The organism is Paenarthrobacter nicotinovorans, assembly GCF_007670255.1.
GTDB classification, from domain to species: domain Bacteria; phylum Actinomycetota; class Actinomycetes; order Actinomycetales; family Micrococcaceae; genus Arthrobacter; species Arthrobacter nicotinovorans_B.
Genome location: NZ_SZVS01000002.1, coordinates 69,743 through 95,094, shown reverse-complemented (window position 1 = coordinate 95,094; position 25,352 = coordinate 69,743). Strand labels below are relative to the sequence as shown.

Sequence of the window (25,352 nt, the reverse complement as noted above, 5' to 3'; positions counted from 1 at the left end):
AACCCTCATGACCCAGAACACCGTGGCCACACCCGTATCGCCCTCAGATGCCGTGCTGGACCGTGAAGAGACCATCTCCCGCGACGAGCTCGAGGCCCTGCAACTCACCCGCCTCCAGCACACGGTGGCCTACGCCTACGACCGCGTGCCGTTGTACAAGCGGAAGTTCGACGAAGCCGGAGTCCACCCGTCGGACCTGCGCGAACTGAGCGACCTAGGCAAGTTCCCGTACACCACCAAGGAAGACCTCCGCCTGGAGTACCCGTTCGGCATGTTCGCCGTGCCGCAGGACCAGGTGGCCCGCCTCCACGCCAGCTCCGGCACTACAGGACGCCCCACGGTGGTCGGCTACACCAAGAACGACCTCGCCAACTGGGCCACGCTGGTGGCCCGCTCCCTGCGTGCCTCGGGCGTCCGCCCCGGCATGAAGGTCCACAACGCCTACGGTTACGGCCTGTTCACGGGCGGTCTCGGCGCTCACGCTGGCGCCGAAGCACTTGGCTGCACCGTCATCCCCATGTCCGGCGGCCAGACCGAACGCCAGATCCAGCTCATCCAGGACTTCAAGCCGGACGCCATCCTGGCCACGCCCACCTACCTGCTGACCATCGCCGACGCCATGGCGCACCTGGGCATCGACCCCACCTCCACGTCGCTCAAGTACGCCGTTCTGGGTGCCGAACCGTGGACCGAGGAAATGCGCCACGAGCTCGAAACCACCATGAACATCAAGGCCTCGGACATCTACGGGCTCTCCGAAGTCATGGGTCCGGGTGTCGCCGGTGAAGCTGTTGAAACCCAGGACGGCTGCCATATCTGGGAGGACCACTTCCGCCCCGAAATCATCGATCCGTTCGACCACTCCACGGTCCTTGGCGATGGCGAGCCCGGTGAGCTGGTCTTCACCTCCTTGACCAAGGAAGCCCTGCCCATCATCCGGTACCGCACCAAGGACCTCACCCGCCTGCTTCCCGGCACGGCCCGCCCGGCACACCGCCGCATGGGCCGCATCACGGGGCGCAGCGACGACATGATCATCCTGCGCGGCGTGAACCTCTTCCCCTCGCAGATCGAGGAAATCGCGCTGCGCATCCCCGAGCTCAGCCCGCACTTCCAGCTGGAAATCACCCGGCCCGAGGGCAAGCGCATGGACTCGCTGACGGTCCGCATTGAGCGCCGCGAGTCCGTCCCCGTTGAGGCCGGTACGACGGCGGCACACACCTTGCGGGAGCAGATCAAGATTCACGTTGGGTCCTCTTGCGTCGTTGACGTCGTTGAGCCCGGTTCCCTTGAGCGGTCCAACGGCAAACTCCGCCGGATCTACGACATGCGCCCCAAGGGCTAGCGGCTTCTGCCGTTCAGAACGTGAGAAAATGCCAGCATGCCTACTGAGACCACCACCAAGCGCGGACGGCCCGGTTATGACCAACAGTCGGTGCTCCGCATCGCCGTCGACGTCTTCAACCGGCACGGCTACGACGCTACGTCCATGGGCATCCTGGCCGAGAACCTGGGGATCTCCAAGTCAGCCATCTACCACCACGTGCCGTCCAAGGGCGATCTCCTGAAGCTCGCCCTGGACCACGCACTGGGTGGCCTGGAGGCGATCCTGGAGGAACCCGCGGCCACCTCCGGCCCTGCCGACGCCAGGCTGGAATTCGTGCTCCGGCAAACTATCGCCGTGCTGGTGGATCGGCTGCCGTTCGTCACCTTGCTGCTGCGGCTGCGGGGCAACACGGAGATCGAACGCGACGCACTGGAACGTCGTCGCGCTTTCGACCACAAGGTGGCTGCCTTGATTTCCGCGGCCCGCGACGACGGATCGCTGCGCCAGGACATCGATCCCCGCACCGTGACCCGGCTGCTGTTCGGCACCATCAACTCGATCGTGGAGTGGTACAAGCCCGGCGGCTCGCTGTCCCCCGAAAAGCTCGCCGACGACGTCATCACCATGGCCTTCGACGGCCTCCACAGCGCCGCCTGACGCCCGCTCACATCCCCGGCGTTTGAGCCCAACGCTCGCGCACATTCCCCCGGCTTGAGCCGAACCCCCAATCACATCCCCCCTGCTTTCGGCGCACGCTCGCGCACATCCCCCCGGTTTGAGCCCAACCCCCAATCACATCCCCGCCCCTTGAGCCCAACGCTCGCGCACAACCCACACGCGAAACGCCTTCCCACAGCGCGTGGAAAGGCGTTTCGTCGGTTGTATGAGAGAGCGTCCGCCCCAATCCCAGGGGATGTGAGAGAGGGTTACTTCTCGACGAGGGTCAGGACGTCGTAGGTTGCCACGATCTCATCGTTCTGGTTGGTCAGGACAGCGTCCCAGGCAACCTCGCCGTATTCGTCGGTCTCGCGCGGAGTGATCTTCTTGGCCGTGAGGGTTACGCGGATGGAGTCGCCCGCAGCCACGGGCGTAATGAAGCGCAGGTTCTCCAAGCCGTAATTGGCCAGGACGGGACCCGGAGCCGGCTCCACGAACAACCCGGCGGCCCAGCTCAGGAGCAGGTACCCGTGCGCCACGATACCCGGGAAGAACGGGTTGGCCTCCGCGGCTTCCTGGTTGGTGTGGGCGTAGAAGGTATCGCCCGTGGAATTCGCAAAGGCAGTGATGTCTTCAAGCGAGACCTGGCGCAGCTCCGAACGTACGGCGTCGCCAATACGCAACGTGGCAAGGGACTTGCGGAACGGGTGCTCACCCTCGGTTTCGAGGGTGAAGTTCCGATCGGCACCTGTGTGCCACTGGCCCGTGACTGCCGTGAGCATGTTGGGCGAACCTTGGATGGCAGTGCGCTGCATGTGGTGCAGCACGGAGCGGATGCCGCCCAGCTCCTCGCCACCGCCGGCGCGGCCAGGACCGCCGTGGACGAGGTGGGGAACAGGGGAACCGTGGCCCGTGGAGGAACGTGCGTCCTCGCGGTTGAGCATGTGCACACGGCCATGGTGGGCGGCGATTCCAGTCACCAACTCGCGTGCGACGGCGGGGTCATTGGTGCACACCGAGGCCACCAATGAGCCTGAACCACGGGCGGCCAGCCGCACGGCGTCGGCGAGGTCGTTATAGCCAAGGACCGAGGAAACAGGCCCGAAGGCTTCCAGCGAGTGCACTTCTTCGGCTTCGGCATCGCTCCAACTCAGGAGAACCGGCGACATGAACGCCCCGTCCTCGACGACACCTACGGCGCCTCCAACCGAGGTGACCGACGGCGAATCCAGGCTTCCGTACGCAAGTTCACCACCGGCGTCGAGCATTGACTGAACAGCAGCCCGGACATCGGCGAGCTGTTCCAGCGACGCGAGGGCGCCCATGGTGACGCCTTCGGCTCGGGGGTCGCCGACCACGACGCGTTCCGTGATGCGCGCGCCGATGGCGGCGGCCACTTCGGAGACCAAGGACTTGGGGACCAGCACCCGGCGGATGGCCGTGCACTTTTGGCCGGCCTTGACGGTCATCTCCGTGACGACGGCCTTGACGAAAGCGTCAAACTCGGGGGTGCCTGGAACGGCGTCGGGGCCGAGGATGGCAGCGTTGAGCGAGTCCGTCTCCGAAGTGAACCGAACGCCGCCTTGGACAACGTTCGGGTGTGACTTCAGGGAATTGGCCGTTGACGCCGAACCCGTGAAGGAGACGAGGTCGCGATAGTCCAGTTCGTCCAGGATGGTCCGCGCGGAACCGGAGATCAGCTGGATGGACCCCTCAGGCAGAATCCCGGACTCGACGATCGCCCGGACGGCGTCCGCGGCAATGTAGCCGGTGGGCGTCGCCGGCTTCACGATCGTGGGAACCCCGGCCAAGAACGCGGGGGCAAACTTTTCCAGCATGCCCCACACCGGGAAGTTGAATGCGTTGATCTGAACGGCAACGCCGGGGATGCGGGTGTAGATGTGCTCGCCGGCGAACGAGCCGTCCTTGGACAGGATTTCCATGGGACCGTCCACCACAACCTGCGAGTTGGGCAGTTCGCGGCGGCCCTTGGAGCCGAACGTGAAGAGCACGCCGATGCCGCCGTCGATGTCGATCATGTTGTCGATCTTGGTGGCACCGCTCTGCGACGAGGATGCGTACAGTTCCTCGCGGCGGCCGTTGAGGTACATGGCGAGTTCTTTGAGCTTGAGCGCGCGCTGGTGGAACGTCAGTTTCCCGAGTTCGGCTTGGCCTGTGGTGCGTGCGAAATCGACGACGGCGGCCAGGTCCAGTCCGTCGGTGCTCACGTTCGCCAGGACTTCTCCGGTGCTGGCATCGCGGACCGGGACTTTCTTCGCATCAGCTGCCGGAGTCCACCAGGCATTCCTGACGAAGCTGGGCACTGTGGCAACGGCTGTGGTTTCCGGGGCGACTGCGGTAGTGGTCATCGTCGACGGGTCCTTCCAAGGCACGTGAGATCGGCACGGTCGGTGCTGACTCAATCGCCAACATTACTGACCGGCCGTTCGGTAATATATACAGGGTACATGAATGCCCGGGAGAGTACAGCAGGAATTTGCCGCGGTTGGCCTCAATGCGCGAGGAAGGGCCGGCCCCACTGTGAGTGGGACCGACCCTTTCTTGGTTACTTTTGGCTTGGCTATTTGGCGCCGAACTTGGCGCCGAACTTGGCGTTTAGCGAGCGTCCAGCCCAAACCCCGGGAACATGAGCGAGCGTCCAGCCCAAACCCCGGGAACGTGAGCGAGCGTCCAGCCCAAACCCCCGGGAATGTGAGCGAGCGTCAGCTGCGGAGGCCGAGCTTCCTTGCCAGCAGCATAGGCTTTTTCAGGAACTCCCCCACGCTGGTCCGCGTCACGACCGTATGGTTGAGGGCTTCGATGCGGTCAAGGATGTGATCGAGTTTGGCTGTGGTGTCATCCAGGCGACGCTGCTGGGCAACGATAAGTTCTTCCTGCTCGGCCAGGACCCGGGTCAGGTAGAGCACGGTGCCAAGGCCGTTGCGGGCAACGTCGTCGCGAAGATGTTCATCACGGACCAAGGCATCGTAGTGGGCATGCTCGGCCGCCTTGGCGAAAATGCTGTTGCCGTCGTGCCCTTCGGATTCGGGCCGCTGGGACCAGAAGGCGAGGGGTTCGCCGTCGAGAAAGCCCACCCGCGAGTGGCTCAATACGCGCAGGTGGAACTCCCAATCGCCCACCACAGGCAGGTCCTCGTTGTAGAAGCCCACCGCTTCATGAACACTGCGGCGGTACAGGAAAGAAATAGGCACCGCCCGGTTGATCTTCAGCATGTCCGAGAGGGTTATCTGCCGCATTCCGGCCCAGAAGATTTCGCGTCGGACGGGCTCGATCCGGTCGCCCACCAATTCCTCGATGACGATTTCCGTCCGAACCATCACGCCGGTCTCGTCGGCGTGCGCGGGGTCGTCAAGGTACGCCACGGTGCGGGCGAGGAAGTCGGGTGCCCAGAAGTCGTCGTCATCGTGAATGACCACAAACTCGCCCGTGCCCGCTTTCACGCCGGCGTTTGATGCCCCTTCCATTCCCACCGATTCGGAGTGGTGCAGCGTAGTGATGCGTTCCCTCTCGATTTCCGGCCGCTGGGAGGTGAGGCGATCGACGTCGGACGGGTCGCCGCCGTCATTGACGATGACCAGCTCAAAGTCCTGGAAGGTTTGCGCAAAGATGTCATCCAGCGCGCGGGCAAGGAAAACGGGTCGGTTCTTGGTTCGGGTCACGATGGTGACACGGGCGCCGTGAGTCATGCGGTTCCGTCCGGGGTCGGGAGTGAGTCAACTCAGCTTGTTAGCAGCGCCGCGTCACCGGAGTTTTGTGAGTACTGCCGTTACCTCCCGATCGCTAAGACCATTGGCCTTCAGGAAACCCCCAACATCAATCGATGCCAGGAAAAGCCGCAGACTCTGCAGGCGCTCCGCCAGCAAGGCCTCGAGCTGTTCATCGGGAAGATAGGGGTCGTGGACATGGGGCGCCCCGTGCGTACGGTGCCTCTCGTTGATCCCCCGTGCCGCGAGTTCGTAGCCCCGAAGGATCTCGTCATCGGTGAACCCTGCAAGCCGCTGCAGCATCAACGCGATCATTCCGCTGCGGTCCCGGCCGGCTGAACAGTGCACCACCACTTTGCCCGGCGAGGCAGCTATTGCCTTGAACACCGCCGCGATTTTCTCCCCGAACAGCTGCAAATAGTCGCCATACTGTGCCGGGTCCTTCAAGTACGGGCCGAACAGCTCGCTGAAGCGCCCATGGTCCGGATCCTCCGTTGGGCAATGTACGACGGCGATCCGCGCCTTCACATCGTCCGGCACCTCGGGATCGGTGTCGCGTTGCCGCCGCTCCCGCGAGGCGCGCAGGTCGATCACGGTGCGGACGCCGTCGTCGTACATCTGCTGCCAACCAGTACCGGTGACCCATTCGTGGCGGCCCATCCGGTACACGTCGCCGGCGATCCTCCAAGCGTTGACCGCACCGTCCCAGTGGACGCTTTGGTGGGTTGAAGAAGTCCCGTCCATAGGAGCCAGCTAAGCACATATGCACGACCCCGTGGTGAACCCGCTGATCCGTTGTTGGCCAGCAACGGATCAGCGGGTTGGCAACGTCAGTTACTGTTTCACCAGCTTGGTGGGTTTAATCGTGGAGAGCAGAGCTGACGCGTAGGCCTGATGTCCGGCGTCGTTCGGGTGGAAGTTGGCATCCGCCTGCAGCTGTGCCAAGTCCAGTACGATCCATGAATTGCCCGAATTCACTGCATGGCCCAGGAAGCGCTTGGTCACGTCAACGAACACGGCGTTGGTCCCGCTCTCCGCCACGGCCTTCGCGATGGTGGCATTGAGGGCATTCACGGCCGTGTTCACTGTGATCTGGTTAGTAACCGGCACAACGGTAACCCCGCCGATCACAATATTCCCCCGGGACGGATCGAACAGACGCGGGTATCCCATGACAACGATCGTCGCGTTCGGAGCGGCGGCCTGGATCGACTGGTAGGTAAGTTCCAGTCCGGCTTCAAGACTCCCGAGGTTCTGGATGATTCCGGCGACGGTTGCCGCACAGGCCTGTGTGTTCGGGGTGGAGCAGGCCTGAAGTGCCAGCAGGCTGCCCCCATCAATGGCTCCGGCTGTGATGCTCACCAGATCAGTGTCACCGGACAGTGCCTGGCTGAAGGCCAAGCCGGCGATTTGCTCCGCGACAGTCGGTGCACCGTTGTAGAACGGACTCGGGTTGAGCGGATCGAAGGCCAGGAGAGAGCCGTGGCAAGCAGCGTTGGTTATGAGATCCACCCTCGCTGATGCATCAACGAGGTCAACGTAGCCTCCGCTGCTCTGCCAGCAGACTGCAGTTCGCGTGAGCCCGTCCGCCCCCGTCCCCGCGGTGTACGAATCACCCAACGCGACATAGTCCAGCGGTGGCGGCGGCGCTGCGGTGGCAGGAGCGGCGGTGAACCCCAGCGTGAGCGCCGCGACGGCGAGACCGCCGAGCAAAGCCGGGATCCGGCGTCGTGAATTTTGCTTTGCCATGACTAATCCCCTTTTTATGCGGTGATGGGGCTCCGGCAATCCGAGCTTCAGCTGTTCGCGGATGTCGCGGCTCGCCCACCAGTCGGCCGCATACCGGGGCAATGTGGCTAGATTACGCCTGCCGGGAAGCGGGGAAAAGACCTCGCAGCAGGGTGTTCAGGCTTTGCCCTGCCGGCGGTAGAGGAGATGGACGATGGTGATGATGGCTGTGCGGAGACTGAACCTCGGCTTCCGGACTGTGGTCACCCTGTTGGCTACGCCCCGTACTTGGCCAGCCGGTACTCCAGGCCGTTCCGCACCGCTGGCCATTCGTGCTCAAGGATGGAGAACACCACCGTGTCGCGCAGCACGCCATCCTTGGTACGAGAGTGGTTCCTGAGCACCCCGTCCTGCTTGGCCCCCAAGCGGGCAATCGCCTCGCGGGACTGGTGGTTCAGCCAGTGCGTGCGGAATTCGACGGCCGGGCAGCCCAGGGTTTCAAACGCGTGCCGGAGCAGCAGCAACTTCGAATCCGGGTTGGTTCCCGTGCCGTGCGCCGACGCCGCATTCCAGGTGGACCCGATCTCGACCCGCGGGGTGTCGGCGTCGATGTTCATGTAGGTGGTCATGCCGATGAGCTTGCCCGTGGCGTTGAGCCGCGTGGCGAAGGGCAGCATGGAACCTGTCTCCTGAAGCGACAGCCGGCGTTCGATCTCCGCGGCCATTCCGTCAGGCGTGGGAACGGAGGTGTACCAAAGCTTCCACAGGTCCCCGTCGCGGGCGGCGTCCACCAGCCCGTCGTGGTGTTCCGGCGCCAACGGCTCAAGGGTCACGAAGTTGCCGGTCAGGGTGATGGGTTCGATAGAAGTCACCCGGTTAGCCTAACCGGCTCCAACGCTTAGTCGTTCCAGTCGAAGAAGCCCTTGCCGGATTTTCGGCCCAGCTCGCCGCGGGCCACCTTGTCACGCAGGATCTGCGGCGGGGCGAAACGGTCGCCCAGAGTGGAGTGCAGGTACTCGGCGATCCCCAGCCGGACATCCAGCCCCACAATGTCCGTGGTCTTCAGCGGGCCCGTTGGGTGTTTGTAGCCCAGCACCATCGCGGCATCGATATCCTCGGCGGACGCGACACCCTCCTCCACCATGCGCATCGCCTCCAGGGCAATGGCCACGCCAAGCCTTGAGGACGCAAAGCCTGGAGCGTCATTAACGACGACGGCGGTCTTGCCAAGTGCCTCGGTCCAGTTTTTCGCTGCCTGGGCGAGTTCGGGAGACGTCTCTTTGGCCAGCACCACTTCAATCAACGTGGAGGCGGGCACCGGATTGAAGAAGTGCAGTCCCACAAAGTTGGCGGGCCTGCGGAGTTCATTTGCGAGTCCCGTAACGGACAGCGAGGAGGTGTTTGAAGCCAGGAACGCATCCCCTGACAGGTGGTCTTCCACGGCCTTCAGCGCTGTGACCTTGAGGTCGAAATCCTCGGGGACTGCTTCCACCACCAGGCCGCAGTGAATGAAGGACTCGTAGTCCGTGGAGGTGCTGAGGCGGGACATGGCTTCTTCGGCCGATTCGCTGAGTGTGCCGCGGGCTGCGGATTTCGCTACGGCGTCGGCAACCCTGGCGTGGGCGCCCGCTGCAGCCTCGTGATCGCGCTCCACCACGACCACCGTGGCGCCCTTGATGAGGAAGGCATGCGCGATGCCGGCGCCCATCCGGCCACCGCCCAGCACTCCGACTACGTGCGGGATGGAGGGAACGGCTGTCATTTCTGGGTCCTGTCCTGGGTAACTTCGTTTGAGTTCTTCTTGTCCGAAGACTTTTTGTCGAGGAAAGCCTGCATGCGATCAAACTTTGCCTGGGATTCGAAGAGTATTCCCTGCGCCAAGGTGTCGATCAGGGGGTGGGCTTCAGCCGGGGCATGGAACACCGACTTGGTGATGCGAACGGCCATCGGATCCTGGCGGCCGATCCTGTCGGCAAGTGAATGCGCTGCGTCCATCAGCTCCGGCGCTTCAACAATGGAGGTGATGAGATTGATCCGGAGCGCTTCCTCTGCCCGCAACACGGCACCGGCCAGGAGGATCTCCTTGGCTTTCGGTTCCCCCACGAGTTCCTTGAGGCGCCACGTGGCACCGGCGGCAGCCAGGATGCCCAGGCCCGTCTCCGGGTTTCCGATCCGGACACTCGGCGTCCCGATCCGGAAGTCTGCCGCGTAAGCGAGCTCGGCTCCCCCACCCAGGCAGTATCCGTCCAGGGCTGCAATGACCGGCATGGGCAGCTTGGCGATACGGACAAAGATCGTTGAATTGATGCCCTGCAACGCGTCATCCCGGCGTCGTTCGCGCAGCTGTCCGATATCGGCACCAGAGGCAAACACCCCATCGGTTCCGGCGATGATCAGCACTTTCGGGTTGCGCTCCAACTCGGCGCACACCGCGTGGAGTTCATCCACCATCGTCTGGTCGATCGCGTTGCGGACCTCGGGACGGTTCAGAAGGACGACGAGCCTGTCCTCGCGCTCTTCAATCAGGAGCGCCGTGAAGTCTTTAGGGTTCAGTGCCATTACACGCCTTCCAACAGCATTGCGGTGCCCTGGCCCACGCCGATGCACATGGTCGCCAGGCCGAGCTTGGGTCCGGTCGCCGAGGCGAGTTCGCGCTCCATCCGGCCCAGGAGGGTTATGGCGATCCGTGAGCCGCTGGAACCGAGCGGGTGTCCCAAACTTATGGCACCGCCGTCGTTGTTGACGATGTCCGGGTCCAGTCCAAGGCGACGCATGCTTGCCAAGGACTGCGTGGCGAAGGCTTCGTTGAGTTCCACGGCTCCGAGCTGGTCCACGGTAAGCCCGGTCCGGGTCAGGACCTTCTGCGTTGCCGGGACGGGGCCGATGCCCATGATTTCCGGTTCGCAGCCCGCGGATGCGCCGTCGATGATTCGGGCGCGGGGCGTGAGGCCGAATTTCTGGATGGCGGCCTCAGAGGCGACGATGATGGCCGAGGCGCCGTCGTTGAGGGTGGACGAATTGCCTGCGGTCACCACGGAACCGCCCGGGACCACGGGACGAAGCCCGGCGAGGACATCCATGGTGGTTCCCTCGCGTGGGCCTTCGTCGGTGTCCACTACGGTTTCGGACTTCCGGGTTTTGACGGTGACAGGGACGATTTCGTCCTTGAAGCGACCACCGGCAATGGCCGCCAGGGCGCGTTCATGCGAACGAACCGCGAAAGCGTCTGCATCCTCGCGGGAGATGTTGTCCACGCGGCCCACTTCTTCGGCAGTCTCCGGCATGGAGTAGGTCATCTTGCCGTCGCGCGACAGCTCGCCCTTGGTGAAGAGCGGGTTGGCGAAACGCCAGCCGATGGAGGTATCGAAGATCTGTCCCGGCTTGGCGAACGCTGTCGCGGGCTTCTCCTGCACCCACGGGGCCCGGCTCATCGACTCGACGCCACCGGCGACAACAATGTCCGCGGCACCGGACTTGATCATCTGGCTGGCCATGATGATGGCACTCAGGCCGGAGGCGCAGAGGCGGTTCACGGTGATTCCGGGGATGTGGAGGGGAAGTCCGGCAAGGAGGGTTGCCATGCGGGCCACGTTGCGGTTCTCCTCACCGGCACCGTTGGCGTTGCCGAGGATTACCTCGTCAATGGCGTCAGGGTCGACGCCGGCACGCGCCACCGCTTCCCGGACCACCAGTGCTGCGAGGTCGTCGGGGCGGACAGAGGACAGCGCCCCGCCATAGCGCCCGACAGGCGTACGAGCGCCGCCAACAAGAAAAGCCTCGACCATGAGAACATCCTTCGCGAAAGTAAAGGGACCGGCACGGAATAATATACCGACCGTTCGTTCTATAAAGATTACACGGCCCAGCGGGACGGTCAACAGATGAAGCTCCCCGCAGGACCGCCCCTACGCCGCCTCAAACCACCCGAATACCCAAGTGTCCGGCCAACAAGGGGGCCATCAAGCTCAGCTGGTAATCGTCGATGACCACCCCGGCAAGTCCGGCCAGTCCATTGATTCCGCGGAACTCCGAGGTCCGCAGGTCTACGTCCTTGAGCTTGGCACCTGTGACATCCAGGGTGCCGATGGTGCAGTTTTTCAAAGCCACCCGCGTTCCCGTGCAACCACCGAGGTCGAGCTCATTGATGATGCAATCCGAGATCTGGACGTCCATGAGCTTGGAGCCCCTGAGGTTCACGTAGTCCAGCTTGCCGCCGTCGATCCGGACGGAACGCCAGGTGCCCTCGTAGAGTTCAGCCGAACCCCATCGTGGGTTGGCGATCTCCACGTCCTGCCAGGAGGTGCGCGCAGCCATCAGCACGGGCGCATACGGCTCGGCCAGAATGCATTCCCGGAACGTCGCCCCACGCAGTTGTGCCTCATTGAAGGACACCCCGTTGAATTCGCACTCAATGAAGTCCGCGCCACTGAGTTCCTCGCCGTCCGCGGAAACCCTGGTGAGCCGGACGCCGTCGTATCTTTCGCCACGCTGGAAGTCCGGGGCGTCGTCGTCGCGCAGTTCTTCCAACCGCACCGGGGAAATCTTCGGGGCGGCAACCTTCGCTGCCGCCATCAGAGTGACTCCGCCTTCCCGGGCTTCGCCGGTTCGGCGTTGGTATGCTGCGTCAAAGTGGTGGGTAATTGCATGCGTCGAGCCTATCCTTGGGCCCTGACAAAAAGCTTCATCTGCTGGAACCAGAAGGAGGGCCGCACCCATGGTCACCATCGATTTGAGCGCCAGGAGCAAGGTTGCCGGAGGCTCCACTGCCCTTCAGGGGTACCTCGCCGAACCCTCGGGGGATGGCCCCTTCCCTGGGGTGGTGATGATCCACGAAGCCTTTGGACTGAACGATGTGATGCTTCGCCAAGCAGACCGCCTGGCGGCAGCCGGCTACCTCACCCTCGCTGTGGACCTGTACAGCGACGGCGGTCCACGACGCTGCCTGGTCACCACCATGCGCTCCATGCTCTCTGGCACAGGACGGGCCTTCACGGACATAGCCACCGCCCAGGCATGGTTGCGGGAGGATGAAAGGTGCGCCGGGAAGGTGGGGGTCATCGGTTTCTGCATGGGCGGCGCTTTCGCGCTCTTGTCCGCTAACGACGGCTTCGACGCCGCTTCGGTGAACTACGGGCAACTGCCGCGGGACCTCCACAGCGCTCTCGAAGGCGCCTGCCCGATGGTCGCCAACTACGGGGCCAAAGACCGGACCCTGCCGGGTGCCGCCGCCACATTGGAGCATGCCTTGAGCAGCCTCGGCATCAAGCACGACGTCAAGGAATTTCCGACGGCGGGCCACGCCTTCATGAACGACGCGCCGGTTGGCCCCAAGCCCCTCCGCCCACTGATGCGGGTCATGGGAATCAAGCCGGATCCCGCCTCTGCCCCGGAAGCGTGGCGGCGCATCGAGGAGCATTTCGCCAAGTACCTTCGGGGCAATTAACGCAAACGGCGGGCGCCCCTCCAGGTGACGTAATCACCGGAAGGAGGCACCCGCCGTCGAGCCTTAATAAGGGCTAGCTGAACAGCTCGCTCTTGGGCTCGTTGTTCTTGACCTTCTGCCAGCCAAGCCACAGCACCAAGGCGAAGAACGGAATGGTTGCGAGGGTCCAGAGGCCCAGGAGGAAGACCTCCCCCGTGGCCTTGTCGGTCATGGTGTCGAAACCGATGAGCACAGTGATGGCCAGCAGCGCCACGAGGCCAAGCCAGCTGGTCCACGGCGAACCGGGCATCGGTAGGGAAGAGACCTTGCCCTTCTTGTGGCGCAGGGCGATCTGGCTTGCGAAGATCGAACCCCACGTGAAGATCACGCCGATGGACGCGGTGTTCAAAGCGAGATCGAAGGCGTGCGAGCCACCGAGCCAAATGTTCAGCAGAATACCCACCAGGTAGACACCGCCGATGGCCAGGATCGCCGCATACGGCACGTGGCGTGAGGACATCTTGGTCAGCCACTGCGGGGCGTGCCCGTTGTTGGCCATGGTGCGGAAGATGCGGCCGATCGAGTACAGGCCGGAGTTGCAGGAGGACAGCGCTGCGGTGATGACGATCATGTTCATCACATCACCCATCCAGCCCAAGCCCATCTGCCCGAACACCGTCACGAACGGCGAGGTACCGGCCTTGTACTGGTCAGAGGGCAGCAGCATCGCGAGCAGGGACACGGATCCGACATAGAACACCACAATGCGGAGCACGACGGCGCGGATCGCCTTGGGAACTTCGCGTTCCGGGTTTTCCATCTCACCTGCGGTAATGCCGACGAGCTCGATGGCGTTGTAGGCGAAGATCACGGCGTTGAGGACCAGGATCATCACCAGGCCGCCCTTGGGGAACATGCCGCCTTCGTCATGGAAGAGGTTTGCCACGGACGCGTGGCCCTCACCGACCTTGGCGTTGGTGACAACCATGAAGGTGCCAACAGCCAGGAAGATGACGATCGCGGCAACCTTGAGGCAGGATGCCCAGAATTCGAACTCGCCAAACGCCTTGACGCTGAACAGGTTCACGGCCACCAACAGCACCAATGCTGCGATGGCGGACAATTCGATCGGCACGTTGGGGAAGAAGAACTGGAAGTACAGACCGATCGCGATGAGCTCGGCGATGCCTGTCATGGCCCAGTTGATGAAGTACATCCAACCGGACAGGTAGGCGCCCTTCTTGCCGAACATCTCGCCGGCGTAGCTCACGAAGGAACCGGAGGTCTGGCGGTACATGATGAGTTCGCCAAGGGCGCGCATCAGCAGGTAAGCGATGACGCCGGCAATGGCGTAGGAGAAAATCAGGGCCGGGCCGGTGGAGGCCAGGCGGCCACCGGCACCCATGAAGAGGCCGACGCCGATGGCGCCACCCATGGCGATCATGGTGACGTGGCGGCGGCTCAGGGTCTTCTTGTATCCCTCGGCGCTGAGGGAGGAACCGACGGCGGTGGTTGAGGCCGTCTGGTTCTTGAGATCTGTGGGGGTACTTTGCGGCACAGCTGTTCCTTGTGGGTTGGGGTGTTGCTGTTGTGGTTGCGCCGGTGCCGGAGCACGGGCGGCTTTTGCACACAAAATTCGGGTTTTTTCCGTTTGGAGAATCCGCTGTGTGACGTAGGCCGCAGAACGCCGAACGTTCGCGCAACCCGTCCATCTTACGGCATGTGACGGCCGACCCGTGACGCAGGCAACAGGCCCGCTCTTGGTCAGAAGCAACCCGGGGTCAGATATGGCCCATGTTTACCCTCTGGAGGGGCCATATCTGACCTCGCGTCGCAACTCTCCAACGGATTGCCTAAATAAAACTTTTCGGTATGCCTAAATTTCGCTATCCTCGTAATGAGTACCCCCCAACGACGAGGAACCCCGATGGCTGCACCCACCCTGGAAACACGTGCCACTCCCGGCAAAGTATGGTCGCGGCTCCTGCTGCTGGGACCGGCGTTCGTTGCTGCGATCGCCTACGTCGATCCAGGAAACGTTGCTGCGAACCTCACCGCCGGCGCGAACTACGGCTACCTCTTGGTCTGGGTGCTGGTGGTCGCGAATGCCATGGCAGTGCTGGTGCAGTACCAATCCGCAAAGCTCGGCCTCGCCACCGGAATGAGCCTGCCGGAACTTCTCGGAAAACGCCTGGGCACCAAACGTCGGCGCCTCTACTGGGCCCAGGCCGAGATTGTCGCCGGTGCTACAGACATGGCCGAGGTGATCGGCGGTGCCGTCGCCCTCAATCTGCTGTTCGGGCTGCCGCTTCTCGCGGGCGGCGTAATCGTCGGTGTTGCTTCCATGCTGCTGCTGGCTTTACAGTCCCGTCGTGGCCAGCGGTCCTTCGAGTACGCCATCCTTGTTCTCCTGGCGATCATTGCCGTGGGTTTCGTGTCGGGCTTGTTCGTCAATCCCCCGGACGCCAATAGCGCGCTGGGCGGGCTGCTCCCGCGATTCGATGGTCCCGACACGGTCCTCCTGGCGGCCAGCATGCTCGGAGCGACCGTCATGCCCCACGCGATCTACCTCCACTCCGCCCTGGCCCGGGACCGCCACGGCTTCTCACCGGACCCCGTGATCCGGACCCGCCTGATCCGGACAACCCGGATGGACGTAGTAGGCGCCTTGCTGCTCGCCGGAGTCGTCAACATCTCCATGCTTCTCCTGGCCGCGACCAGCCTGCGTGGAATCGAGGGCACGGACACGATTGCCGGTGCGCACGCAGCGGTAACAGCGGCATTGGGTCCTGCCATCGGCGTTGTGTTCGCCATCGGATTGCTGGCTTCCGGGCTGGCCTCGACATCCGTTGGCTGCTACGCCGGGGCAACCATCATGGGCGGGCTCCTCAAGATCCGCATTCCGCTGCTGGTCCGCCGTGTCATCACCCTCGTCCCTGCCCTGATCGTCCTGGGCGCGGGAATTGAGCCGACGCTTGCCCTGGTACTGAGCCAGGTGCTGCTCAGCTTCGGTATCCCCTTCGCGCTGATTCCACTGATCCGATTGACCGGCAAGCGTGACGTGATGGGAATCCACACAGATTCCCTGCCCTTGAAGATTGCCGGCTGGACCAGTGCCACCCTCATTGTCGGATTGAACTGTGTCCTGATCGCGCTGACCCTGAGCGGGCAGGGTTGAGCAGGCAGGATTAAGCGGTTCAGGCCGAGCAACCATGGAGCCAGCAAAGCTAGGCTGGACACATGGGCACTCTTCAGACCAAGGCATCTTTGTACAGGTTCACCGCCCTGGATGCCCTTGCCGTGGCCGCCTACCTTGGCTTCACCCTCTACTTCACCTTTGCCGGTGGCACAGTTCAGCGGCTCATGCTCCAGCTGTTCGCGGACCCGGCCACAGCATCCTATGCGGTCAACGCCATCTTCTATGCCGGCGTCGGAATATTTGCCCTGGCGTCAGCCTGGCGCGTGGCGGGCCGCGACCTGAAGATCCTCGGGACCCGGCCGTGGTTCACCCTGGGCATGATTCCCCTCGCGATCGTGGTGATGCTGATCCTCACGGCGATCCTGGTAGCTGCGTTCGGTACCGCCCAAAGCTCCGAGAACCAACTGGGCATCCAAGGTTTGCTGCAGCATGTCCCCGCGTGGCTGATGGTGCCGTTGTTGGTGATTCTGGGGCCCTTCGTGGAGGAGTACCTGTTCCGCCACCTGTTAATCGGCAAGTTGTCCCAGCATGTCAACATCTGGATCTGTTGCGTGATCTCGGTGGTGGTCTTTGCATCCATCCACGTGATCGGACGTGAGGGCCTGGTGTTATCAGCCCTGGCGCCATACTTGGGCATGGCTATGGTCCTGGTGGCCGTGTATGTCTGGACGGGGAAGAACCTGATGTTCTCCTACTTCGTGCATGCAGCCAAGAACCTTATGGCCGTCGTGCTGATTTACGCCGTGCCCCCGGAGCTCCTCCCCAACTAAGGGACAGCAAACGTTCCACTGAGCCTTCATTGCGACATTTGCTGTCCCTTGGTTGGGTAACCCGGACGGAAGGTGACCGCATTCGACTACCCAGCCACCCGCCGTCGGAATAGCTTGGGGGCATGACACTCAACATCCAGGTAGTAGTCGATTGCAAGAAGCCCCACGACCTCGCCGATTGGTGGGCTGAGACCCTTGAATGGACCGTCGAACCCCAGGACGAGGCCTTTATCCGCTCCATGATCGAGCAAGGCTTCGCCACGGAGGACCAGACCATCACGCACAACGGCAAACTCGTCTGGGCCGAGGGCTGTGCCATCGTTCCGGCGGAGGACCCGGATCCCAAGACCGGCCGGCGCATCCTGTTCCAGACGGACCCGAACGAAAAGACCGTGAAAAACCGCGTGCATTGGGACGTCCGTCTGGACGGGCGGGACAAGGATGTCGTGCGCAAGGAACTGGAAGCCCGGGGCGCCAAACACCTCTGGACCGCCAGCCAGGGACCCCACGAATGGCACACCATGGCAGACCCGGAAGGCAACGAGTTCTGCATCAGCTGAGGCCATTACTAGACTCGGTATGTGAACAACGATCTCCCTGCCAAGGTTTCCGACATCTTTGACCCATCGCGCTGGCGTACCGTCTCCGGCTTTGATGACTTCAAGGACATGACGTACCACCGGCAGGTTGAACGGTCAGCCGACGGCACGGTCAAGGACCTCCCCACGGTCCGGATCGCCTTCAACCGCCCCGAAGTCCGCAATGCGTTCCGCCCGGGAACCGTGGATGAGCTGTACCGAGCCATGGACCACGCCCGCATGACACCGGACGTAGCCACGGTCCTGCTCACCGGCAACGGCCCCTCCGAAAAGGACGGCGGGCACTCGTTCTGCTCCGGCGGCGACCAGCGCATCCGTGGACGGGACGGGTACCGCTACGCAGAGGGCGATACCCAGGAGACCATCGACCCCGCCCGCGCCGGCCGGCTGCACATCCTGGAAGTCCAGCGGCTCATGCGGACCATGCCCAAGGTGGTTATCGCCGTCGTCAACGGTTGGGCGGCTGGCGGCGGCCACTCCCTGCACGTCGTCAGCGACCTGACCATCGCCTCGCGCGAACACGGCAAGTTCAAACAGACGGACGCCACGGTCGGTAGTTTCGACGCCGGCTACGGCTCTGCGCTGCTGGCCCGCCAGATCGGGCAGAAGGCCGCGCGGGAGATCTTCTTCCTTGCCCGCGAATATTCCGCAGAGGACATGGTTCGCATGGGCGCTGTCAACGAAGCCGTGGACCATGAACGGCTGGAAGAGGTCGCGCTGGAATACGCCGCTGACATTGCCCGCCAGTCGCCGCAGGCCATCCGCATGCTCAAATTCGCCTTCAACCTCGCCGACGACGGGCTCGCCGGGCAGCAGGTCTTCGCCGGCGAAGCCACCCGCCTTGCGTACATGACGGACGAAGCCGTGGAGGGCAAGGAAGCCTTCCTTCAAAAGCGCGATCCCGACTGGTCCAGCTTCCCCTACTACTTCTAGGACCGGCCGTGGATATCGATCCGATTCTCAAAGCACTCGCCGCTGCCCTCCACGGTGAGGGTCCCGCCGTCGAAATCGTCACCGACGCGGACGGCAAGCCGAGCGCAGTTCCCGTGGAGACCGGCGTCGAGGATGCGGCACTGGTGGTCCGTACCTCCGGCTCAACAGGGGTCCCCAAGGCGACCGTGCTGACCATCGATGCCCTGGCGGCGTCGTCGGTGGCCACGGCCATGGCCCTGCGTGGCGAAGGCCAGTGGCTGTTGGCCCTTCCTCTGCAGTATGTGGCCGGCGCGCAGGTCCTGGTCCGCTCGCTCTACGCCGGAACGCGCCCGTGGGTGATGGACCAGTCGAACGGCTTCACTCCCGAGGCGTTTACGGCCGCAGCGGAGGAACTGACCGACAAGATCCGCTTCACGTCCCTGGTACCCACGCAGCTTCAGCGCCTGCTGGACTCCCCGTCTCCGTCAACCCTGGCGGTCCTGCGCCGCTTCAATGCGATCCTGTTGGGCGGCGCCCCCGCTTCGCCGGAGCTGCTCGCCACTGCCCACGCCGAAGGGCTGAACGTCGTCACCACCTACGGCTCCGCCGAGACGTGCGGCGGGTGTGTGTACGACGGCGAGCCTCTGGACGGCGTCGAAATCCGCCTTGGCGAGGGCGAACTGGAAGGCCGCGTCCTGTTGGGCGGCGCGACGGTCGCCGCCGGCTACCTGGACGGCGGCCCCGAAGCGTTCTTCGAAGACGACGACACCCGCTGGTATGTCACCGGCGACCTCGGCGAGCTGTCACCCGATGGCAAGCTCACCGTCCTGGGCCGCGCCGACGACGTCATCATCACCGGCGGCGTCAAAGCCTCCGCCGCGTACATCCAAAGCAAGCTTGAAGAGCTCGACGGCGTCAACGCGGCTTTCGTCGCCGGCGTACCTTCGCGGGAGTGGGGGCAGGCAGTTGCTGCCTATATCGCGGTCGATGACCCAAGCCGCGAGGGAATCAGCGATTTCACGGCACGACGCCAAGCCGCCCTGGGTGCGTTGGCACCCAAAACAGTCCTTGCCGACAAGGAATTGCTGATGCTGCCCAACGGAAAGCCGGACAGGCTGGCCATGATCGAACTGCTTTCCAATCTGCATCAGGGACAATAGACAAGTTCGTCCCCCAACTGACATCAAACGCGAAACACACGAGGTACAACACGTGGCGACAGCTGCACAATGGATCCAAGGAGCCCGTCTCCGCACCCTGCCCGCGGCAATCGCGCCAGTCCTGATCGGCTCGGCAGCGGCGTACGAGCTCCACGCCTTCCGGTTGCCGAACGCGATCCTGGCCGCGCTTGTTGCGCTTCTGCTCCAAATCGGAGTCAACTACGCCAACGACTACTCGGACGGCATCCGCGGAACCGACGAGGACAGGGTGGGCCCCCTGCGCTTGGTAGGCTCCGGCGCAGCGAGGCCGGAACAGGTCAAGTGGGCGGCGTTTGGCCTGTTCGGCGCTGCGATGGTGTGCGGCCTGATCCTGGTGATCATCACCCAGTCGTGGTGGCTCATCCTGGTGGGCATCGGATGCGTCCTTGCAGCGTGGGGTTACACCGGCGGCAAGAACCCCTACGGCTACATGGGCCTGGGCGATGTGTTCGTGTTCGTGTTCTTCGGGCTGGTCGCCACCTTGGGCACCACGTACACGCAGGCTGGACAGGTCAGCTTGGCCGCCGTCATCGGGGCAATCGGAACGGGACTCATTGCTTGTGCGCTGCTGATGGCCAACAACGTCCGCGACATCCCCACGGACACCGCAGCCGGAAAGCGGACCCTGGCAGTACGTTTGGGTGACCGGCATGCCCGGGAAAGCTACGTGCTGATGCTCGCGGTGGCCATCCTGCTGGTGATCGTTTTGGCCCCCACCAAACCGTGGATGCTGATCGTGCTTCTGCTGATCCCCGCGTGCCTCATGCCGGCGTGGCTGATGGTGAACGGGAAGAAGCGAAAGAGCCTGATCCCGGTGCTCAAGCAGACCGGCCTGATCAACCTCGGCTACAGCCTGCTGTTCTCGCTGGGGCTGATCCTGAGCCGCGGCTTCTGAGTTAGAGGGTGCCGGGGCGCTTGTCGTTGTTGATGGCCACGTCCGGGTTCTGCTCCACCAGGCTGTCCTCGGCGTCGGCGTCCTCAACCTCGCCGGCGGAACGGATGGGCTTGGCCCGTCCGGAGAAACGTTCTCGCATGGCGGCCGTGGCGGCGTCGCGCTGTTTCTGGAAGAACAAGTAGCTGATGGCGAAAGCGATCAACCCTGCGAAGACCACTGCCAGGATCCAGCCCACCTGCAAAAAGAGGAAAAGCACGAACAACGGCACGAACAGTGCCAAACGGATGAGGGAATACTTCAGGAAAGCCACCATCCAAGTTTAGCCGCCCCGATGGTTGCACTCTGATCACGGCCCAAACCGGGGCACCCAGTGAACGGCTTCCGGGCACTAGACTTGATGCATGCTCCGCGTTATAGGCGTCGTCGTCGTCCTTGTTGTCTTCGTCTATGCCCTGGTGGATGTCATACGTACGGACCGCCACCTGACCCGCGGGATTTCGAAGACCGCCTGGATCATCGTGATGATCGTCCTGCCGGTGCTGGGCGCCATCTTGTGGTTTATTTTCGGTCGGCCGTACAACAAGCCCACGGCAGCACCCGCGCGGCGCCACCCCACCGCACCGGACGACGACCCCGAGTTCCTCCGCAACCTGGAGAACCGGCGCCGCAACCAGGCCGAAGAGGACCGCCTGAAGAAGCTCAAGGCGGACCTGGAGGCCAAGGAACGCAAACTCCGCGACAAGTCATCCGGTGGCCCTGGCGACGCCAAGGGTTTCGGCTCGGGCGATGCCGCCGCCGGTGGGCCCGATGCGCATGATACCGACGAGCTGAAGTAGGTAAACATGGCCCAGCAAGCTGATGGTTCACGGCAGTCGAACTCCACGCCATCAGTGAGCGGGCCACCCGCGCCGCCCCAGCGCCCCGGATTCTCCATTTCCACCCCGCCTCCCATAGCTGTCACCGTGAGGCCTCCCAGTCCTGCACGGTTGTCCCGTTCGCTGTGGCTGGCAAGTTTCCTTGCCGGGATCGCCGTCGTGGTCACAGGCTTCCTGGGCCGGGACGCCCATTTTGAGCGTTTGAAGGGCGTCATCCAGTCCATGGTCCCGGACGGTGACGCCTCAGCGGTCGAGGGGGCCACCGCCGTCGTATTCCTTGGCAGCCTGGCGCTGATCGCTGCGGTGGTAGCGGTGGAAGCTGTCCTGTTGGCAGTCCTGTTCAGACGACGCACATGGCCCCGCTGGGTTCTGGCACCCGTCGTCCTGCTCCACGCCGTGGTCACCGTGATGACCGTGGATTATGTGGCGGCCCCCGGCGCCGACGGGATCCTGGCCACAGTGCTTCTCGCCATCCAGTTCATCCTCGCCGCTGCCGGCCTGATACTTCTCTTCCTGCCGTCCACCACTGCCTGGCTGCTCAGCGGACGGCGGGCATAGCCGCCAGAATTCCCTCGCAGCTGCGCAGGACCACGCGGCACGCGTCCACTGCCGATGAATCAAGGAGCAAGGGGTTTTCCGCAATGTGGCGCCAGCGGTCCACTGCGTCACGGGCTGCCCGGGCGACCTCGTCGAGGCCTGCGTCGGGCGAAAGTCCCAGCCGCTGGTATGGAAGATTGCCCGTGCCGCCCACCAACTGTTCGGCTTCCCCGGCTTGTCCGGGGGTGAGCCCGGAAGCACCGGTCCGCAGCAGCCCCAGAAGCCTCAGCTCCCTGAATTCGTGCGCCCCGGCCAGCAACTGTTCCAAAGCCGTTTCGAGGACGGCCGCGTCCCCCGGTTGGGATCCGCTAAGCAACGCTTCCAAACCCACGACGGCGGCACGCGCCTTGAGCGCCTCAGCCCGCGTTTGGAACAGCGAGTCAATGGTGCCAAGCAGTTGGCCAAGTCCGCTGCGCCGCGCCAGCTCGTGCGCCAGTTCAGTTGGATTGTCGATTCCGCCGCGGATCAGGGCCACCGCGAGCCGGATTCCGAACATGCCGAACCGTTGAACCAGGGATTCCTTAAGTTCCGGGTCCAGCCCGTCCGGTCCAGGCAGCCCTTCCGGTCCAGGCCGCCCTTCGGGTCCAGGCCGGACAAACCGGTCAACCGAGAGCATCATCTTTTCGCGCCGGTTGCGATCCATCCGGGCGAGGACCGTGAAAGCATCCACATCGCGTTGGCGCATGGTCCGTGCACTTTGTGCGAGCAACCCCGCGACGGGAACCACGCCCAAGGCCAGTGGCTTGAGGTTCTCGTCCCGGCTGTACCGTTCGGCTATCACGGCCGCGGAAATCAAGGCATCGATCCGTCCGGCGCCAATCTCGTCCGCGCGCGACAGAACGGCCAAGGCATTGACAGTCCCGGACTTCCCGGCGGCTGTGTCCTTGAACGATTCCAGGAAGTGCACATCCGAGGCGTGCAAGTGGCGCATCAGATAGATCACGGCGTCGGCCGCCATGGGCGCGTCCTCCGGAAGCAGGAAGGCAGTGGACCTCCCCGACACCTCGCTTGACAGGGAAGCGATGCCGGGAGTGTCGATCAGGGTCAGGTCCCGGAGGCTGGCTGATGGCCAGTCAACCACCAGCTTCTCCACGTCCTCCGCTTGGAGTCCCCCCAACGAAAACACCAAGCGGCCCTCGTCACGGTTCACCGGCAATGCCCGGGGCTCCCCTGTCAACGGATGAAGGGTGATCCGCGGTGCATGCCCGTAGCGGTACCACGTGACGATCCTCGTGCACTCTCCGGCATCCGTCGGCGCGATCTCCTCTCCGATAATGGCATTCAGCAGAGTGGACTTACCCGCTTTCACCATTCCCGCCACTGCAATGCGCAGAGGCCCGCCGAGGCGTTGGTCGAGTTCGTCGAGCACTGCAAGGGCCGCCGGATCCCCTTGATACAGCTCCCGCGCCTGGCGGAGCAGCGCCGCTGCGCCCGCGATCCCCGACTCGATCATCCGGCCGGTACCCCTGACGACGCCGGAACGGCTTGCTGCGCCGCGGCCCCCTCCTCCTGCAGCTGCCGGGCAACGGCATTCAACGAGTCCACGGCTTTGAGCTGGTTCTTGATCTCCCTGATCCGAAGTTCCCTTTCCGCCGCGTACGTAGCCGCCGCTTTCTGCGCCGCAGCCACGGATTCGGTGAGGGAACGGTGGTGTTCCTCCGCAATGTCCGTGAAGTGGTCCCGGGTGGCGCGCTGGACCAGCCGCAAGCGGTCCTTGAGTTGCTTGCCCACCTGGAAGACGACGTCGTCCACCTGCTTCCGCACCAAAAGCTTGGCCTCGGACTGCCGCCGTTTGAGCCGCGCTTCCTGCTCCTCCCGGTACGCTTTCCGGCCGAGCATGAGCCCGGCTCCCACTGACAACGGGTTGATCAGGGCCATACCGAACAGGCCGGTGAGCAGCCCGAACATGAGCACCCCACCGTAGGACCCGCGCATGCCGATCAGGATCTTCTGTACCGGTCCCATGCGCCCATCTTCCATGCCTTGGATTTCTGCCACAGGGTCCAGCACGCCGCCGGTGTCGGCGACATGGAGGGCAGGGAGGGTTACTTCGTCCTCGGAGAAATGCTCTGCGACCTGGCCGGCCAACCATTGTGCACGCTCACTGGTCCACACGAACGTGTCCGACACCGCGGCGGCGGCGCTCTGTTCGAGCCATTTGGCGAACTGCTCCCAAGCCGGGCCCGGATCCCCCTGGTCGATTGCTGTCTCGGCCTCCCGCTGTATGCGGCGGAGGCGGTCCTTCAGGTCATACTCCATGTCCGCGATGAGGTCGCCTATCCCGTCATTCAGGGTTGTCTGCCAGCGTGCTGACTTCTTACGGAGCGCGTCCGCATCCTCCTTTGCCGCGGTCAGGCCGGCAATCATCTGGGGTGTGTCCTCAGGATTTTCCAGGGCAGCGAGTTCGGACCGTAACGCCAGCATGAGATTTCCGGTCACCGAAACGAGGTCGTTACCCACTGAGCGGCGTTGCAGGAGGGCAGCTTCACCAACAATGCTGTTGCGAAGGTAGGAGATCAGGGCGGGGAACCCGGATTCATTGTTCAGCTCGGCGTCTTGGAGCCGTGCTGCCTGCAGCCGCAGCTCCGACGAGACGGGGAACAGGGGAATGTCCGGCCCAACGTCGGCAAGGTGTCCTTTGTCCAGCTCAGCTATTTGCCGCCATGCCGGGTAAAGGTCGGTCTTGGACAGCACGCAGGCCACATTTGGGCTGACGCGCATGGCCTGGCGAAGGAATCGCATCTCGGGTTCGGTGTACTCCTGGGATGCGTCCGAGACGAACAGCATGGCATGGGCCGAGGGCAACGCCGTGAGCGTGGTCAGGGTATGGCTTGAGCCCAGGCCGCCAACGCCCGGGGAATCCACGATGCAGAGCCCGCCTGACAGGAGCTTCCGGGGAAGGCCCACCTCGGCTGCAAGGATGTTCCGGGCGTTACCGGGGTTTCCTTTCTCCGACACGAAATCCGCCAACGCGGCCAGGTCTACGGTCTGGCGGTCCACCCGCGGCTCGGCGCCCGGTTCATCACCCGTTGCGCTGTCCGGTCCCCCGGCGGTGCCCGACGGGATCAGGACAACAGCCGACGCCGGATCACCGTGCCTGACCACTGTGGGAACCGTGGTGGCGATATCGTCATCCACCGGGCAAACGGGGGCGTTCACCAGCGCATTGATGAGCTGGCTTTTTCCCTGCTTGAACTCGCCCACCACAATCACCCTGATGCTTGGATCCTGCAGGCGCTTGAGGGTGTTCTCCAGGCGCCGCCTGAGGTCATTCCGCTCACCTGCCAATGCCATTCCGTGCTCCACCAAAGTGGTGATGCGTACGGTTTCCGCCACGGCTCTTCCTTTGCTCACATGATGTGCTGTTTCCCGGCCCGCCCCGGAGGCCACGAAGTGCCCGGCAGGAGGTGGTCCGCCTGCCGGGCACTGCTGGGGTGTCGCGCTTTG

Annotated in this window: 24 protein-coding genes; 11 read left to right on the top strand and 13 right to left on the bottom strand. The window is 63.7% G+C overall.

The annotated features are described in order from the left end of the window. Positions 1–7 precede the first annotated feature (7 nt). The gene (gene paaK, locus FDP28_RS03285) at positions 8–1,345 is read left to right on the top strand and encodes a phenylacetate--CoA ligase PaaK (protein WP_144659188.1); all 1,338 of its coding nucleotides are present in this window, start codon (positions 8–10) and stop codon (positions 1,343–1,345) included. 36 nt (positions 1,346–1,381) lie between these two features. Next, on the top strand, positions 1,382–1,984 hold the full coding sequence (locus FDP28_RS03280; RefSeq protein ID WP_144659187.1) for a TetR/AcrR family transcriptional regulator: 603 nt from the start codon (positions 1,382–1,384) through the stop codon (positions 1,982–1,984). Between the two features lie 269 nt (positions 1,985–2,253). Here FDP28_RS03280 and paaZ read toward each other — a convergent pair whose 3' ends face one another. The 9 genes from paaZ to FDP28_RS03235 form a co-directional block, all read right to left on the bottom strand. Next, positions 2,254–4,353: a phenylacetic acid degradation bifunctional protein PaaZ gene (gene paaZ / locus FDP28_RS03275; protein WP_144659186.1), complete on the bottom strand. Its 2,100-nt coding sequence runs from the start codon at positions 4,351–4,353 to the stop codon at positions 2,254–2,256. Between the two features lie 354 nt (positions 4,354–4,707). Continuing rightward, complete coding sequence (locus FDP28_RS03270; protein WP_144659185.1) at positions 4,708–5,691, bottom strand: glycosyltransferase family 2 protein; 984 nt, start codon at positions 5,689–5,691, stop codon at positions 4,708–4,710. Positions 5,692–5,745: 54 nt separating this feature from the next. Continuing rightward, a complete protein-coding gene (locus FDP28_RS03265) occupies positions 5,746–6,453 on the bottom strand; it encodes a tyrosine-protein phosphatase (RefSeq protein ID WP_144659184.1) in 708 nt (235 codons plus the stop codon). A gap of 90 nt (positions 6,454–6,543) precedes the next feature. Then, positions 6,544–7,458, bottom strand: coding sequence for an SGNH/GDSL hydrolase family protein (locus FDP28_RS03260; RefSeq protein WP_144659183.1), 915 nt, complete (start codon positions 7,456–7,458; stop codon positions 6,544–6,546). Positions 7,459–7,712: 254 nt separating this feature from the next. Beyond that, positions 7,713–8,309, bottom strand: coding sequence for a GNAT family N-acetyltransferase (locus FDP28_RS03255; RefSeq protein WP_144659182.1), 597 nt, complete (start codon positions 8,307–8,309; stop codon positions 7,713–7,715). 26 nt (positions 8,310–8,335) lie between these two features. Next, on the bottom strand, positions 8,336–9,199 hold the full coding sequence (locus tag FDP28_RS03250; RefSeq protein ID WP_144659181.1) for a 3-hydroxyacyl-CoA dehydrogenase family protein: 864 nt from the start codon (positions 9,197–9,199) through the stop codon (positions 8,336–8,338). Continuing rightward, positions 9,196–9,996 carry an enoyl-CoA hydratase/isomerase family protein gene (locus FDP28_RS03245; protein WP_144659180.1) on the bottom strand — a complete coding sequence of 267 codons (801 nt, stop codon included), beginning with the start codon at positions 9,994–9,996 and terminating at the stop codon, positions 9,196–9,198. The genes FDP28_RS03250 and FDP28_RS03245 overlap by 4 nt, the downstream gene beginning before the upstream one ends. Beyond that, on the bottom strand, positions 9,996–11,222 hold the full coding sequence (locus FDP28_RS03240) for a thiolase family protein (protein WP_144659179.1): 1,227 nt from the start codon (positions 11,220–11,222) through the stop codon (positions 9,996–9,998). The genes FDP28_RS03245 and FDP28_RS03240 overlap by 1 nt, the downstream gene beginning before the upstream one ends. Positions 11,223–11,352: 130 nt before the next feature. After that, on the bottom strand, positions 11,353–12,009 hold the full coding sequence (locus FDP28_RS03235; RefSeq protein WP_144659178.1) for a pentapeptide repeat-containing protein: 657 nt from the start codon (positions 12,007–12,009) through the stop codon (positions 11,353–11,355). A 142-nt stretch (positions 12,010–12,151) separates the two neighbouring features. Here FDP28_RS03235 and FDP28_RS03230 point away from each other — a divergent pair, with 142 nt between their 5' ends. Next, positions 12,152–12,880 carry a dienelactone hydrolase family protein gene (locus FDP28_RS03230; RefSeq protein WP_144659177.1) on the top strand — a complete coding sequence of 243 codons (729 nt, stop codon included), beginning with the start codon at positions 12,152–12,154 and terminating at the stop codon, positions 12,878–12,880. Positions 12,881–12,953: 73 nt separating this feature from the next. Here FDP28_RS03230 and FDP28_RS03225 read toward each other — a convergent pair whose 3' ends face one another. Next, complete coding sequence (locus tag FDP28_RS03225) at positions 12,954–14,417, bottom strand: amino acid permease (RefSeq protein ID WP_144659176.1); 1,464 nt, start codon at positions 14,415–14,417, stop codon at positions 12,954–12,956. 369 nt (positions 14,418–14,786) lie between these two features. Between FDP28_RS03225 and FDP28_RS03220 the strand changes: the two genes are divergently transcribed. The 6 genes from FDP28_RS03220 to FDP28_RS03195 all read left to right on the top strand — a co-directional run bounded on the left by FDP28_RS03220 (position 14,787) and on the right by FDP28_RS03195 (position 20,433). After that, positions 14,787–16,037 carry an Nramp family divalent metal transporter gene (locus FDP28_RS03220; RefSeq protein ID WP_144659175.1) on the top strand — a complete coding sequence of 417 codons (1,251 nt, stop codon included), beginning with the start codon at positions 14,787–14,789 and terminating at the stop codon, positions 16,035–16,037. 62 nt (positions 16,038–16,099) lie between these two features. Next, positions 16,100–16,828, top strand: a complete 729-nt coding sequence (locus FDP28_RS03215) for a CPBP family intramembrane glutamic endopeptidase (RefSeq protein WP_144659174.1) — start codon at positions 16,100–16,102, stop codon at positions 16,826–16,828. A gap of 122 nt (positions 16,829–16,950) precedes the next feature. Beyond that, complete coding sequence (locus tag FDP28_RS03210; protein ID WP_144659173.1) at positions 16,951–17,388, top strand: VOC family protein; 438 nt, start codon at positions 16,951–16,953, stop codon at positions 17,386–17,388. 21 nt (positions 17,389–17,409) lie between these two features. After that, positions 17,410–18,360 (top strand): 1,4-dihydroxy-2-naphthoyl-CoA synthase, encoded by a 951-nt coding sequence (locus FDP28_RS03205; RefSeq protein WP_144659172.1) that lies wholly within the window; start codon positions 17,410–17,412, stop codon positions 18,358–18,360. A gap of 8 nt (positions 18,361–18,368) precedes the next feature. Then, positions 18,369–19,499, top strand: a complete 1,131-nt coding sequence (locus tag FDP28_RS03200) for an AMP-binding protein (protein WP_144659171.1) — start codon at positions 18,369–18,371, stop codon at positions 19,497–19,499. Between the two features lie 52 nt (positions 19,500–19,551). After that, the gene (locus FDP28_RS03195; protein ID WP_144659170.1) at positions 19,552–20,433 is read left to right on the top strand and encodes a 1,4-dihydroxy-2-naphthoate polyprenyltransferase; all 882 of its coding nucleotides are present in this window, start codon (positions 19,552–19,554) and stop codon (positions 20,431–20,433) included. Position 20,434: 1 nt separating this feature from the next. On the opposite strand, the gene FDP28_RS03190 is transcribed toward FDP28_RS03195, so the two are convergent. Continuing rightward, positions 20,435–20,746, bottom strand: coding sequence for a DUF4229 domain-containing protein (locus tag FDP28_RS03190; protein WP_144659169.1), 312 nt, complete (start codon positions 20,744–20,746; stop codon positions 20,435–20,437). 88 nt (positions 20,747–20,834) lie between these two features. Here FDP28_RS03190 and FDP28_RS03185 point away from each other — a divergent pair, with 88 nt between their 5' ends. Then, positions 20,835–21,269 (top strand): PLD nuclease N-terminal domain-containing protein, encoded by a 435-nt coding sequence (locus FDP28_RS03185; RefSeq protein WP_144659168.1) that lies wholly within the window; start codon positions 20,835–20,837, stop codon positions 21,267–21,269. A 6-nt stretch (positions 21,270–21,275) separates the two neighbouring features. Then, positions 21,276–21,866: a hypothetical protein gene (locus FDP28_RS03180; RefSeq protein ID WP_144659167.1), complete on the top strand. Its 591-nt coding sequence runs from the start codon at positions 21,276–21,278 to the stop codon at positions 21,864–21,866. On the opposite strand, the gene FDP28_RS03175 is transcribed toward FDP28_RS03180, so the two are convergent. Next, the gene (locus tag FDP28_RS03175; RefSeq protein ID WP_144659166.1) at positions 21,847–23,358 is read right to left on the bottom strand and encodes a dynamin family protein; all 1,512 of its coding nucleotides are present in this window, start codon (positions 23,356–23,358) and stop codon (positions 21,847–21,849) included. The two genes, FDP28_RS03180 and FDP28_RS03175, sit on opposite strands and share 20 nt — an antisense overlap. Further along, positions 23,355–25,241, bottom strand: coding sequence for a dynamin family protein (locus FDP28_RS03170; RefSeq protein WP_144659165.1), 1,887 nt, complete (start codon positions 25,239–25,241; stop codon positions 23,355–23,357). The genes FDP28_RS03175 and FDP28_RS03170 overlap by 4 nt, the downstream gene beginning before the upstream one ends. Positions 25,242–25,352 lie beyond the last annotated feature (111 nt).